Raw genomic sequence first — 14,118 nt, forward strand, 5'->3', positions numbered from 1 at the left:
ACCTTCGCGGCTCGCCGGTGCCCGTTCTTCGGCGCCGGGCACGAAAAAGCGCGGCCGTCTAGTGCCGTCGTCCGAAGATGCGCATCTGGAGTTGGACGGTGAGCCGGGCGTCGGGGTCGCTCAGGTCGAGGCCGCCGATCTCGGTCAGCCGCTTGAGCCGGTAGCGGAAGGTGTTGGGGTGCACGTGGACGCGGGCGGCGGCCAGGTTGACGTCGCCGAACGCGTCGAGGTACGCGCCCAGCGTGGCGGCCAGCTCGGTGCCGTGTTCGGCGTCGTGCTCGAGCAGCCGCTGGTAGGGGCCGGTGGGCGCCTGCTCCTCGGCGGCGGCCACGTCGGCGACCTGGAGCAGCAGCGACTCGAAGTGCACGGCGGTGTAGCCGGCGGCCTGCCCGGTGACGCCCCGGTGGCGCAGCACGCGCAGGGCGCGGTCGGCGTCGGCGCGGGAGCGGGCGACCTGGGCGAGGTTGTGCGCGAGGCGGCCGACGCCGACGTTGGCGGCGTGGCGGGGCCCGACCCTGGCGAGGAAGCTCTCGGCGACGCGGACGGCGCGCTCCTCCTCACCGCCTCCGGGGGTGAGGGGCAGCACGGCGTAGGCGACGGAGCCGGCGAGCGCGGCGGCGGCCTTGGGGTGGATGGCGGCGACGTGCAGGGCGAGCGCGTCGCAGAAGCGCTGCCGCTCGCTCTCGCTGCGCACGTGGTCGGCCGCGTGATCCGTGGCGGCGTTTGCTGCGCGGCCGCCGGGATCGGCTGCCGGGCCGGTCAGCTCGGCGGCGAGCACGCACAGCCTGCCGGTCGCGATGCCCAGCCGGCCCGCGGCCTCGGCGGCGTCGGCGCCGCCGGCGAGGACGGTGGACAGCAGGTCGGCGCGCAGCCGCCGCTGGGTGTCGGCGCCGGCCCGCTCGTGCAGCAGCCGCAGCGCGACGACCTTGGCGGCGTCGGCGAGCGCGCGCTGCCGCTGCGGGGTGAGCGGCTCGCGCACGGCGACCCAGATGGAGCCGAGGATATCGTCGCCCGCGCGGACCGCCACGGCGACCCTGTTGATCACGCTGTCGTCGGGGAGCTCGATGTAGACGGGCTCGCGGCTCTGGTAGAGCCGTTTGAACGCGCCCTGCTCGTCGAGCAGGCGCAGGTAGCGCTCGGGCACCTGGCGGCCGAGCACGGTCTCGACGCGGCCCTGGTCGGCCTCCTCCTGCCGGCCGGAGAACGCGAGCACCCGCGAGGACCTGTCCTCGATGGTGACGGGCGCGTCGAGCAGCGCGCACACGGCGTTGGCCAGGGCGAACAGGTCGCCGTGCACCCCTTCCCCGGGTTCGGCCAGGTCGCCTTCCGCCAGCAGCGAGCGCAGCAGCGCCGCCACCTGCGCCCAGGAGGCGGCCCTGGTCAGGCCGAGCACGGCCACGCCGGTCTCCAGCACGGCGGCGCGTACCCGCTCGTCCACGTCGACGGGCAGCTTGACCACGACGCCCGCCGCGTGGGGGACGCGGGCGAGCAGCGCGCGGATCTCGGCCGCGCCCTGCACCCCGACCGCGAGCACCATCGCGCCCTCGGCCACGATCAGCTCGTCGAGGGGGTCGTAGATGTGCACGCCCGTGACCTCGGCGTCGAGATGCCCTGGCGAGGCGGCGACGTCGAGCACGGTGGTGCCGAGGTCGTCGAGGATCCGCCCGAGGCTGGCGCGCGGGCGGATTCTCATGGGGTCACGATAGTTCACTCCGTCTTGGGGGTGGCGCGGGCGCCCACGTGGACGTACGGGGAGCCGTCGGCCAGCGTGTAGAAGACGACCGTGACCCAGTCGGGGGCGTCGGGCGCCTTGCAGACGAACAACGGCCGGTCGCCGCCGTGCACGGCGATGAGGCGGTGCTCCTCCGCCTCCGGCTGGAGGGCGGCGAGCGCGCCGGTGGCCTCCATCCTGATCCACGGCCCGTCGTCCTTGGCCGTGACCGTGATGCGGGCGCCGGCCCGCTCGTAGACGCCGGCGTACGGGGTGGCGTCCACCTCGACCGGGGTCTCCGGCGGCGTGGGCATCTGCGGCACGGCCAGGCCGTCGAGCTCGGCGAACAGCTCGGTGGCCACGGCGCGGGTGAAGGCGCCGGAGTGGCCGCCGTTGGCGGCGACGCAGACGACGGTGCCGGTTCCGGGCACGGCCCAGAGCATGGCGTGCTGGCCGATGGTATTGCCGCCGTGCGAGAGCACGCGTTGCCCGCTCCACTCGTCGAGGATCCAGCCGATTCCCCACTGGCGGCCGAGTCCGTGCGGGTTGGGCACGTCCACCTGCGGCTCCCACATGGCCTGCGGGTCGTCGAGCAGGCCGCCCTCCAGGTGGGCCCGCGCGAACGCGACCACGTCGGCGGGGCGGGCGCAGATGAGCCCGGCGGGGCCCATGCCGCGCATCAGCCCCCACACCGGGGCCGGCGCGCCGCCCTCCACGTGGCCCATCGCGGCGCGGAAGCGCAACACGTCCTCGGGCAGCGTCCAGGTGTGGGTGAGGCCGAGCGGTTCGGCGATCTCCTCGCGCAGCAGGTCGTCCCAGCGCTTGCCGCCCAGCCGTTCGGCGACGCGGCCGGCGATGACGAAGCCGGAGTTGCAGTAGGACTGGGTGACGCCGATGGGGTGGTTCTGCGCCAGGTCGGCGCAGGCCTCGACGTACTTGGCCACGCAGTCGTCGCCACGGCCGGTGTCGAGGAACAGGTCGCCGTCGATGCCGCTGGTGTGGGAGAGCAGGTGGCGGATCGTGACGGCCTTGGTGACCTCGGGGTCGGCCACCTTGAACTCCGGCAGCACCTCGGACACCGGGGTGTCCAGCGTCAGCCTGCCCCGCTCGACCTGCAGCATGAGCAGGGTGGCCGTCCAGACCTTGGTGACCGAGCCGATCTGGAAGAGCGAGTCGGGGGTGGCCTCGACGCCGGTGGCGGTGTTGAGCGTGCCCGCGGCGGCCTCGTGCAGCTCTCCGTCGTGCAGGTACGCCAGCGCCGCGCCGGGCACCTCGTACCGGGCGATCAGCTCGGCGAGCCGCCGCTGATCCATTGCTCCAGCCACGCGATGATCCTTTCGTTGTAGTCGTACCGGTGTGAGGGCCGGCCGTTCAGGATGAACAGGTGGGAGGCCCCCGGGTAGCGCACGAGCCGGACCGGCACGCGGCGCTCGCGCAGCGCGGCGAACCACTGCTCGGCCTGCCCGACGGGGCAGCGGTCGTCGTCCTCGCCGTGCAGCAGGAGTGTGGGGGCGGTGACCTCGCCGGCGCGGGTGATCGGCGACTGGGCGGCGAGGTCGCCCGCGCACTCGTACGTCTTGATCAGCATCCCCAGGTCGGAGGTGCCCGACAGGCTGGTCAGGTCGGTGACCGCGCCCCCGGCGATCGCCGCCTTGAACCTTCCTGTCGCCCCGGTCAGCCAGCACGTCATGTAGCCGCCGTAGCTGTAGCCGGTGACGGCGAGCCGTTCGCGGTCGGCGAGGCCCGCCGCGACCAGGTCGTCCACGGCGGCCAGGAAGTCCTGGGCGTCGGACAGGCCCCACGCGCCGGCCGTCGCCGTGTAGAACGCCTCCCCGTAGCCGTCGCTGGCGCGCGGGTTGAGCGTGAGTACCGTCCAGCCGCGCGCGGCCAGCACCTGGTGGTAGAGGTGGAAGCCGTCGAGCACGGGCGCCCAGGCGTTGTGCGGGCCGCCGTGCACGTCGAGCAGCAGCGGGCCCGGCTCCGTGACGCTCTCGTCGCGCAGCACGAAGCCCTCGACCTCGGTGCCGTCGGGGGCGGTGAAGGTGCGGCTGACCGGCACGTACGGGTCGATGTCCGCCGGCGTGTGCCGGGTCAGCCGCTCGGGGGCGGATCCGGCGAGGTCCAGGAGGAAGACCTCGCCGGGGCTGCGGGGCGTGGCGGCGACGTACGCCACCTTGCCCGCCGCGACGCTCGCGCCCGCCACGCTGACGTCGTCCGGCACGAGCTTGTGCGCGGGGGCGCGGTAGAGGCGGGTCAGGCCGCGGTCGCGGGCGCAGAACAGCAGGTCGCCGCCGTGCACGGCGGGGTTCGCCCCGGGGTAGCCGGGGTGGCCGAGCATGACGTTGCGGTCGAGCCCGGTCTCCACCTCGGCGGCGCCGCCGGAGCCGAGCGTGAACAGCCGGACGTGCCCGACCGGCTCGCCCTTCTGCGCGGCCACCACCAGCCGGTCGCCGAGCCACCAGGCTCCGGCGCAGAGCAGCTCGGGGTCGGTCAGCCGCTCCGGGGTGCCGCCGGCGGCGGGCACCTCGTACACTCCGGCGTCCGGCCGCAGGTCGCGCTCGGGGGCCGTGGACGCGACGAACGCCAGGCGGGTGCCGTCGGGCCGCCATGACGGCTCGCCCGCGTGGAAGTCGCCTTCGGTGAGCCGCGTCGCCTCCCCCGATGCGACGTCCACGACGAACACGTGCGCGGTGACCCCGCGCAGCAGCCCCGCGCCGTCTGCCTTGTAGTCGAGCCGCTCGGCCACCACGGGCGCGTGCGGGTCGGGCGGCCCGCCGTCGCCGGGCCCGACCGGCCCCGCGTACGCGATCGTGGTGCCGTCGGGAGACCAGACGGCCGGGCCCGCACCGAGCGGCGCGGAGGTGAGCTTCACCGGCTCGCCGCCGTCCATGGGCAGCAGGTGGAGCTGCGGCACACCGTCCACCGGGCGCAGGAACGCCAGCGTGCGCCCGTCGGGCGACCAGCGCGGCGCGCTCCCCTCGGCCAGGCGGCGCGGCTCCGCCCCCGGCGCGGCCAGCCACACCTCGGAGCGGTTCGCGTCGGACTCGCGGTCGGCGGTGGTCAGCGTGTACGCCACCGCGCCGCCGTCGGGGCGCAGGGCCGGGCCGGAGGGGACGGCGAAGCCGTACAGATCGTCCAGGGTGAGACGTCGCATATGCGAACCGTAGGGCACCGGCATCGGCCCTGCTTCGGCCGCCTGGACGAACGCCGGGCCCGCCGTTGTGCCCCGACACAACTGCGCCTGACATAGCTGCGCCTGACATGACTGGGCCCGACATGACCGGGCCCGACATGACCGGGCCCGACATGACCGCGCCTGACTTGACCGGGCCCGACATGACCGGGCCCGACATGACCGCGCCTGACTTGACCGGCCCGGCACGACTGCGCCCGGCAATAGTGGGCCTGACACGACCGGGCCGGGCTCCAGGCCGCCTCGCCCGTCCGGGAGAATGACCCGCGGACGTTAAGGTGAAGGTCCCCCCGCCGGTCCCCGGCATGTCATCTCCCCCGAGAAATGGATGGTCAAGCATGGTACGCACGCCGGAACGGCAGGTGGCCGTGTTCGGTGCCGGATACATCGGTCTGGTGACCGGTGCCTGTCTCGCGGAGCTCGGTCATCGGGTCGTGGTCCGCGACATCGACCCCGACAAGGTCGCCCTGCTGCGCTCCGGAGACGTGCCGATCTACGAGCCCGACCTGGGCGACATGATCGCCAGGAACAAGGAGCGCCTCTCCTTCACCACCGACCTCGCCGAGACGCTCGACGGCGCCGAGATCGTGTACGTGTGCGTCGACACCCCGCCGTCCGCCTCCGGCGACGCCGACCTGTCGCGCGTGTGGTCGGTCGTGCGCTCCCTTGAGGGCGCCACCCACCTGCGGGCGGTCGTCATGAAGTCCACCGTGCCCGTCGGCACCGGCAGCCGCGTGCGCGCCGCGCTCGACGAGGCGGGCCTGTCCCATGTCGGGTACGCCGCCAACCCCGAGTTCACCGCCGAGGGCACCGCGGTGCGCGACTTCATGCACCCCGACCGCATCGTCATCGGCGCCGAGGACGACGCCACCGCCAACCTGGTCGCCGAGCTGCACCACGGCATCGAGGGCCCGGTCGTCGTCATGGACGTACGCTCGGCCGAGATGGTCAAGCTGGCGTCCAACGCGCTGCTCGCCACGAAGATCAGCTTCATCAACGAGATCGCCACGCTGTGCGAGAAGACCGGCGCCGACGTCGAGGAGGTCGCCCGCGCCGTCGGCCTCGACCACCGGCTCGGCCCCCACTTCCTGCGGCCCGGCATCGGCTGGGGCGGCTCCTGCTTCCCGAAGGACTCCGAGGCACTGCGCCAGCTCGCCAGCAACACCGGCTACCACCTGCAGCTGCTGTCGGCCGTCATCGAGGTCAACAACCTGCAGAAGCGCCGCGCGATCCAGAAGCTGAAGGACGAGCTGGGCACGCTCACCGGCATGCGGGTGGCGCTGCTCGGGCTGACGTTCAAGCCCGGCACCGACGACATGCGCGAGGCCACCAGCACCGTGCTGGCCGGGCGGCTGCTCGCCGAGGGCGCCGAGGTGCGCTGCTGGGACCCGATGGCCAGGCCCGCCGAGGCCGAGCCGTGGATCTCCACCACCCGCCACGCCACTCCCGAGGAGGCCGTCGAGGGCGCCGACGCGGCCATCGTGGTCACCGAGTGGCCGCAGCTCAAGGAGGCCGACTGGGCGGGCATGGCCGCCTCCATGCGGCGGCCGGTGCTGTTCGACGGGCGCAACCTGCTCGACCCGAAGGAGATGCGCCGGCTCGGCTACACGTACATGGGGGTCGGGCGCCCCTGACCTGAGGGCCGGCCGCCCCCATGTCAGGGGCGGCCTCTGCCCTGGCCCCTGGGGAATAATCCGTTGCGGCGCGGTGCTGATCACCGCACTATGGTCGTCATGTTCCCGCTCGCCCACCTCGCGACGCCCGCACTGCCGGGCGCGTTCGGGCGTGCCTGCGACGGCCTGGAGCGCTGACCTCTTCCCGTTAGTTCCTGAAGTGACCCGGCGGGGGGAGGTCGAACCGGCCCTGACGGGTCACTGAGTCTCCAGGTTCTAGGGAAGGGAACCATGGCCAAGCAGGCCTACGTACGCAACAAGCCGCATCTCAACATCGGCACGATGGGCCACGTCGACCACGGCAAGACGACGCTGACCGCCGCGATCACGAAGGTGCTGGCGCAGCGCGGGCAGGCGACGTACACGCCGTTCGAGCGGATCGACCGCACCCCGGAGGAGGCCGCCAGGGGCATCACGATCAACATTTCGCACGTCGAGTACGAGACCGGCACCCGGCACTACGCCCACGTCGACATGCCGGGCCACGCCGACTACGTGAAGAACATGATCACGGGGGCGGCGCAGCTCGACGGCGCGATCCTGGTCGTGTCCGCGCACGACGGCATCATGCCGCAGACCAGGGAGCACGTGCTGCTGGCCAAGCGGGTCGGCGTCGAGCACCTGGTCGTCGCGGTCAACAAGGCCGACGGCGCCGACCCGGAGCTGATCGACCTGGTCGAGCTGGAGCTGCAGGAGCTGCTCGCCGAGCACGGCTACCGCGACGTGCCGATGGTGCGGGTGTCCGGGCTGCGCGCCCTGGAGGGCGACCCGGCCTGGACGGCCTCCATCGACGAGCTGCTGCGGGCGGTGGACGAGCACATCCCCGTGCCCATCAGGTACGTGGACGCGCCGTTCCTCATGCCGGTCGAGAACGTGCTCACGGTCACCGGCCGGGGCACGGTCGTCACCGGCGCCATCGAGCGCGGCACCGTCCGGGTCGGCGACACCGTCGAGGTGGTCGGGTTCGGCGACGGGTTCACCACCGTCGTCACCGGCGTCGAGACGTTCGGCAAGACGATGGAGCGGGGCGAGGCCGGCGACAACGCCGCCGTGCTGCTGCGCGGGGTCCGCCGCGAGCAGGTGCGGCGCGGGATGGTGCTGGCCGCGCCGGGCAGCCAGCGGGCGCTCGGTGCGTTCACCGCCCGGGTCTACCTGCTGACCCCGGAGGAGGGCGGCCGGCGCAAGCCGATCTCCTCCGGCTACCGGCCGCAGTTCTACCTGCGCACGACGGACGTGCCGGGCGAGCTGGTCCTGCCGGACGGCGTCGAGAGCGCCGCGCCCGGCGAGACGGTGGAGGTGTCGGTGAGGCTGGGCAAGGCGGTCGCGCTGGAGGAGGGGCTCGGCTTCGCCATCCGCGAGGGCGGCCTCACGGTCGGCGCCGGCACCGTACTCGCGGCCTGACCACCGCCGATCCGTGGGGGCCTCCCCCACGGATCGGCACCGGCGCCGCACTCGCCCTCCGGCCGTCCCGATCCGTCGGGGCGGCCTCGCGCAGCGGCCCGCCTCGATCGACGGCCGTCCCGGTCCGGCCGGGGCGGCCGTCGAGGTGTCCGCTGCGGGGCGGTCCCCCACCTGAGAGGTGTAGGGACCGTGCCCGTCACGACGCCCGCGACCGGGGCTCACCCGGCGGCGCTCACCCGGCGCGCGAGGCCGGGCTCCTCACGCCGGAGTGAAGCGGAGGCGGAGGGTGGCCGGGCGGGCGAGGAGGTGGTAGGCGGGCAGCGGGCCTGGGCCGCAGGTGGCGGTGCCGATGCCCTGGTGTGCGAGGTCGAGGTGGAGGTGGAGCCGGTCGCCCGGCACCAGGTCGGGGCGGTGCCTGGCGGCGGTCAGCTCGGCGGTGCTCCAGCGACGGGCGGTCAGCCCGAACGCCGGCTCGCCCGACACTCTGATCCCGCCCCGCGCGCCGGTGAGCGTGGCCCATCGGACGTTCGCGCGGTGGCCGTTCTCCTGCGGGTAGACGTACGGCGTCTGAAGCTCCTCCACCGTGGCCGACCAGCGGCCGATGCGGGCGGCCATCCCGGTATCCGGGTACGACTCCCCCGGGCCCGGGCCGAACCAGGTCACCCGGTCCACGGCTTCTCCAGGCAGCGTCATGTCCACCCCGAGCCTCGGGATGGGGTCGGGCCACTCGCCCTCCGGTTCGATGTCCAGCTCCAGGCGCAGCCCGCCGTCGTACGTCCACCGGTACGTCGCCCGCATCCCGAGGTCGGTCGCGGCCGGCGCGACCCGGGTCCGCACGACCAGCTCGTCACCCACGCTGACCTCGTCCACCCGGTGGGTGAGCCGGTACAGGCCGAGCGCGCGCCAGCGGCCTTCGAGCCCGCCGTACCGGTCGTTGTCGGTGGGCGCCCGCCACAGGTCGAGCCTGGGCCCCTCCACCTCCAGCCCGAACAGCCGCACCAGCCGCCCGGAGGCGTCGAACGCGCACTCGCCGGCGATGATCAGCCCGTCCTCGCCGCGGGTGAACGCCTGCGGTCCGCCCGCGACGCCGGGCGCTGGGTCCTGCGGGGCAGCGGTCGTTGCGGCGGTCGCGAGGCCCTGAGCGACAGCGGTCGTTGCGGCGGTCGCCGGATCCTGAGGGACAGCGGTCCCAGGGGCGGGGGCGAGTTGCGTCTGGCCCCAGGCGACCTCGTGCCCGGCCGGAGCCCACGGCTGGTCCTCGGCCAGCTCGGCCCGTACGGTGAGCCACCGCTCGCCCTCGGGCCCACCGTCCGTGACGGGCAGCGCGACCTCGCCGCCGCCCGGCGGCACGTCGAGGACGTGCTCGGTCACCGTCTCGCCCGCCACCTGCACGGTCGCCACGAACCGCAGGTGGGACAGGTCGCGGAAGCCGTAACCGTTCACGATCCGGACGGAGCCGCCGTCGAAGTCGAAGCGGACCGGCTCGAACACCTTCTTCAGGTCGATCAGGCCGGGCGACGGCGTCCTGTCGGGGAAGACCAGCCCGTCGATGACGAAGTTCGAGTCGTGCACGGGCTCGCCGAAGTCGCCGCCGTAGGCGTACTCGAACTCCGGGTGGGCGATGCCGTGGTCGATCCACTCCCAGACGAACCCGCCGGCCAGCCGGGGGTAGCGCTCGAACAGCTCCTGGTACTCGGCCAGCCCGCCGGGCCCGTTGCCCATGGCGTGGGCGTACTCGCACTGCAGGAACGGCATGCCGCGCCGCCGCGCGTCCAGCTCGGGGTCGTCGAGCGGGTCCTCCTCGCGCTTGCCGATGGCCTCGACCTCGGCGTGTGATGCGTACATGCGCGAGTAGACGTCGGTGTGGGCGCAGGAGCGGTCGCCCTCGTAGTGCAGCGGCCTGGACGGGTCGCGCTCGCGCGTCCAGCCGGCCATGACGGCCAGGTTACGGCCGACGCCGGCCTCGTTGCCGAGCGACCACATGATGACGCTGGGGTGGTTCTTGTCGCGTTCGACCATGCGGCGCATACGGTCGAGCAGCGCGTCGGCGTAGCGGGGGTCGTCGGTGGGGTTGCCGCGCCAGCCGACCTCGCCGAAGCCGTGCGTCTCCAGGTCGCACTCGTCGATGACCCACAGGCCCAGTTCGTCGCACAGGTCGAGGAAGCGCGGGTGCGGCGGATAGTGGCTGGTCCTGACCGCGTTGACGTTGTGCCGCTTCATCAGCAGCACGTCCTCGCGCATGGTCTCGTACGGCACCGCCCGGCCGTGCTCCGGGTGGAACTCGTGCCTGTTGACGCCCTTGAGCAGCAGCGGCCTGCCGTTGGCCAGCAGCACGCCGTCCTCGATGGAGATGGTCCTGAACCCGATCCGCAGCCGCACGGTCTCGCCGTCACCGGTTATGACGGCCTGGTACAGGCGGGGCGTCTCGGCCGTCCACGGCTCCACCTCGGCCGTGATCTCGGAGCCCGGCTCCAGGCCGGTCACGCCCAGCTCGGGGACGCTCAGCGGGCCGGGGCCTTCGAGGTAGGCGAGGGTGCCGCGGCCGCCCCGGTAGTCCGCGCGGACGTACACGTCGGCGGTGGATCGGGTGAGCGTGACGTCGCGGAAGATGCCGGGCAGCCACCACATGTCCTGGTCCTCCAGGTACGTGGCGGCCGACCACTGGTGCACCCGCACGGCCAGCACGTTGCGTCCCGGCCGCAGGTAGGGAGCGGCGTCGTACTCGACCGGCAGCCGGCTGCCGGTGGAGAAGCCCAGCTCGTGGCCGTTGAGCCAGACGCGGGCGAACGACTCGGCGCCCTCGAACCGCAGCCGCCCGCCCTGCCAGCCCTCGGGCAGGTCGAAGACGCGGCGGTAGTCGCCGGTCGGGTTCTCGTCCGGCACGTGGGGCGGGTCGATTGGGATGGGGAAGGCCACGTTGGTGTAGGCGGGGGCGCCGTGGCCGTGCAGGTTCCAGTGGGACGGGACGGGCAGCTCGTCCCAGCCGGAGTCGTCGTAGCCGGGGTCGGCGAAGTCCTCTGGGATACCGGCGGTGGGTGACAGGCGGAAGCGCCACGTGCCGTTGAGGCTGAGCGCGGGGGCGTCGGACTGGAGGGCCGCGCGCGGGGCGAGCCTGCCCGAGCCGGGGGTGAATGTTTCGAGATCCATCGCCGCTGAGCCTAGAGGTTCGCGCCTGTTTCGTCAGCGATGCGTCCATTGTCCGGACTGTACGCTGACGCGCCGTCTTCCTGACCTGACCGACACCCGTCCGCCCAGCCGTCCAGCGCCGCTTCCCGGTCCTGGAGCGCGGCCCTTCAGAGCATCGTTCGCGGCCGCTCAGGGGTGCGAGGCGGCCAGGTAGCCCGCCAGCAGCGCCTCCGCGACCGCCGCCACCGCCTCGTCGTCCGGCAGGAAGCGAGGGCTGTGCAGCCCGGCCTCGGTGTCCACGCCCACGAACATCATCAGCGACGCCGCCACGCTGCCGTACCTGGCGAAGTCGTCGGCCCCGCAGGAGCGCAGCTCGTCCGACACCGTCCAGCCCTGCTCGCGCAGCCGCTCCCCCGCCCGCAGCGCCAGGTCGTGGTCGTTGATGAGGATCGGCTCGCCGGGCAGGATCTCGACGTCGGCCGTGCAGCCGTACGCGCGGGCGGTGTCCCTGACCACCTGCCTGAACCGGCCGTGCAGCTCCTCGCGCCAGCGCTGCGACATCGTCCGCAGCGTGCCGGTGGCCACCGCCTCGCCGGGGACCGCGTTGGGGGTGGTGCCCGCCGCGACCGTGCCGAACGTGACCACGGTCGGCACCATCGGGTCTGCGGCGCGGCTGACGAGCTGCTGCGCCGCCACGATCACCTGCGCCATCGCCAGGACGGGGTCGCGGGTGAGATGCGGGTACGCCGCGTGCCCCTCGGCCCCGGTGACGACCACCCGGAACTCGTCGGAGGACGCGTTGACCGGCCCCGGCGTGCAGGCGATCGTGCCCTCAGCCAGCACCGGCTGCACGTGCGCGCCGACCATCGCCCGCAGGCCGTGCCGGGTCAGCACGCCCGACCGTACGACGTCCTGCGCCCCGGACGGGAACGTCTCCTCGCGCGGCTGCAGCACCACGAGCAGCGGCGCCGGCGATGGCGGCCCGCCCGCCACCTCCGCCACCGCCTCAGTGACGGTCCCAGCGGCGGCCCCAGCGGCGGCCCCAGCGGCGGCTTCAGCGGCGGCCCCAGCGGCGGCTTCAGTGGCGGCTTCAGTGGCGGCGGCCGCGGCGCCTTGGGCGGCGGCCTCGGCCACGACCTCTCCCGCCGTCTCGTCCGCGCCGCCCGAGGCGACGGCGGTGACGGCGGCGACCGCGCGGGCCAGCGCGACCACCGCCGCCAGGTGCACGTCGTGGCCGCAGGCGTGCATGGCGCCGTTCGTGGCGGCCCACGGCACGCCGGTGCGCTCGACGATCGGCAGTGCGTCCAGCTCACCCCGTACGCCTATGGCGGCTCCTGGACCGCCGACGCGCAGCACGGCCCCGGTGCCGGCCACGTACTCGACGTGCCCGGCGGGCAGCGCGTCGAGCATCCGTTTGAGCGTCGGCTCCTCATGCCCGGATACGCGGGGCATCGCGTGCAGCTCGCGGCGCAGCACGACGGCGGAGGGCAGCTCTTTCCGCAGGGCGGCGCGCAGCGCGGCCTCCATCCCGGCCGTTCGATGCCCGTCTCCGCCCGCTCGTACTGCCCCCGTCACCGTCTCTCCTCACCTGCGACTCACCTGCGACACACCTGCGACACTGACGACCCTTGCCTGCGGCGTTCCCTCGGAGGCCCGTCCCGGGGCAACGTCCGCATGCGTCCCTTACGGACGTCCCATACCCGTCCACGCGGAGATCCCGGCGATCAACCGCCGAGTCCGTAGACGCGGCGCGCGTTCTCCGCGCCGATCATGGTGGCGACGCGTACCGCCTGCGGCACCGACCACTCCTCCTCGGCCACGAACTCGCCGAGCACCCGCGCCATCCCCCGCCGCCACAGCAGCGCGCCGAGGTAGTGCAGCTCGGCCGGTCCCCACGCGTCGGACGAGTAGAGGATCTTGGCGAACGGCGCCACCTCCAGGCTCTCGGCCAGCAGCGCCGCGGCGCGCGCCCCTGCGTGGTTGACCGCCAGCCCCACGTCGAAGAAGACGGTCGGGTACGCCTGCGCCAGGTACCCCGCGTTCCGGTGGAACGGGTAGCAGTGCAGCAGCAGCAACGGCACCCCGGTCGGCTCGGCCAGCTCGATGAGGCCGCGCAGCAGCAGCGGGTCGGAGCGCCTGAGATCGACGTCGGGGTCGCCGTAGCCGATGTGGAACTGCAGCGGCAGCCCCCGGTCGATCCCGGTCCAGATGAGGTGCCTGACGAGCACGGGGTCGCGCAGCCGCCCGCCCTCCTCGAACCACCGCCCGGCCGCCTCCGCCACCTCGGTGGCTGTCGGCCGCGCCGGGTCGAAGTCGAGCCCGCACCGGTAGGCGGCGACGGTCTTGAGCCCGCGAGCCGAGCGCGTACGCTCCCACAGGGCCTCGGCGAACCGCTCAGCGAAGTCGGCCGCCGCGCACCCCGACCCGGCGAGCTGCTCGGCCACCATCTCCAGCCGCACGATCTCGTCGGCGGGCGCCCCGCTCGCCTGCGCCATCCCGGACGGCCCCAGCAGCTCCTCGGCGCGGTAGCCGGTCTCCACCAGGAAGTGGCCGACGCCGCAGGCGCCGAGCAGCAGCCTGTTGACCTCCTTCGCGCCGATCCTGGCCCGCCTGGCGAGGTACTCCTCCGGCGGGCAGAACGGTTCGAGGCCGAGCACCGGCGCGCAGTGACGCAGCACGGCGAACCCGAGCTGGGAGTCGAAGCGGGTCATCCAGTCGGGCACCGGCCGGTCGGACTCGCCGAGCAGGTCCTCGAACGCGGTGCGCGACAGGTCGTGCGAGGTGGCCCCGTGCACGTGGTGATCGACCAGCAGCAGGTCCTCAAGGGCATGGGCCAGCCCGGCGGGCACGAGTTCGAGCTCCATCGACATCGGCGGTCCTCTCGATCAGACGGCGCCAAAACGATCTCGTACCCGCTCTGCGCAGGCGGACACGCGGACACGCACGACCGCGAGCCGGGCGCGGGACGGACGGGTGGGCGGACCCCGAGGTCCGGCACAGCCCCGCCGCCGGAC

At 73.7% G+C, this 14,118-nt stretch carries 8 protein-coding genes; 2 read left to right on the plus strand and 6 right to left on the minus strand.

What is annotated here, in order from left to right; genetic code table 11:
• Positions 1-58: 58 nt before the first annotated feature.
• The 3 genes from WBK31_RS19385 to WBK31_RS19395 are packed head-to-tail and all read right to left on the minus strand — an operon-like array spanning position 59 to position 4,865.
• Positions 59-1,693, minus strand: coding sequence for a PucR family transcriptional regulator (locus WBK31_RS19385; protein ID WP_406675350.1), 1,635 nt, complete (start codon positions 1,691-1,693; stop codon positions 59-61).
• Between the two features lie 14 nt (positions 1,694-1,707).
• Positions 1,708-3,036, minus strand: coding sequence for a serine hydrolase domain-containing protein (locus WBK31_RS19390; protein ID WP_406675351.1), 1,329 nt, complete (start codon positions 3,034-3,036; stop codon positions 1,708-1,710).
• Complete coding sequence (locus WBK31_RS19395) at positions 2,997-4,865, minus strand: S9 family peptidase (protein WP_406675352.1); 1,869 nt, start codon at positions 4,863-4,865, stop codon at positions 2,997-2,999. The genes WBK31_RS19390 and WBK31_RS19395 overlap by 40 nt, the downstream gene beginning before the upstream one ends.
• A gap of 377 nt (positions 4,866-5,242) precedes the next feature.
• On the opposite strand from WBK31_RS19395, the gene WBK31_RS19400 reads away from it, so the two are divergent.
• Complete coding sequence (locus tag WBK31_RS19400; protein WP_378788220.1) at positions 5,243-6,538, plus strand: UDP-glucose dehydrogenase family protein; 1,296 nt, start codon at positions 5,243-5,245, stop codon at positions 6,536-6,538.
• 270 nt (positions 6,539-6,808) lie between these two features.
• The gene (tuf, locus tag WBK31_RS19405) at positions 6,809-7,978 is read left to right on the plus strand and encodes an elongation factor Tu (RefSeq protein ID WP_364053378.1); all 1,170 of its coding nucleotides are present in this window, start codon (positions 6,809-6,811) and stop codon (positions 7,976-7,978) included.
• Positions 7,979-8,236: 258 nt separating this feature from the next.
• Here the strand turns inward: tuf and WBK31_RS19410 are convergent, their stop codons facing one another.
• From WBK31_RS19410 to WBK31_RS19420, 3 genes are all read right to left on the minus strand, one after another.
• On the minus strand, positions 8,237-11,125 hold the full coding sequence (locus WBK31_RS19410; protein WP_406675353.1) for a glycoside hydrolase family 2 TIM barrel-domain containing protein: 2,889 nt from the start codon (positions 11,123-11,125) through the stop codon (positions 8,237-8,239).
• A gap of 168 nt (positions 11,126-11,293) precedes the next feature.
• On the minus strand, positions 11,294-12,679 hold the full coding sequence (locus WBK31_RS19415) for a M20 family metallopeptidase (protein WP_406675354.1): 1,386 nt from the start codon (positions 12,677-12,679) through the stop codon (positions 11,294-11,296).
• Between the two features lie 149 nt (positions 12,680-12,828).
• The gene (locus WBK31_RS19420) at positions 12,829-13,974 is read right to left on the minus strand and encodes an amidohydrolase family protein (protein WP_364053386.1); all 1,146 of its coding nucleotides are present in this window, start codon (positions 13,972-13,974) and stop codon (positions 12,829-12,831) included.
• Positions 13,975-14,118: the final 144 nt, after the last annotated feature.

The organism is Nonomuraea sp. N2-4H (assembly GCF_045291505.1).
GTDB lineage: Bacteria > Actinomycetota > Actinomycetes > Streptosporangiales > Streptosporangiaceae > Nonomuraea > Nonomuraea fastidiosa.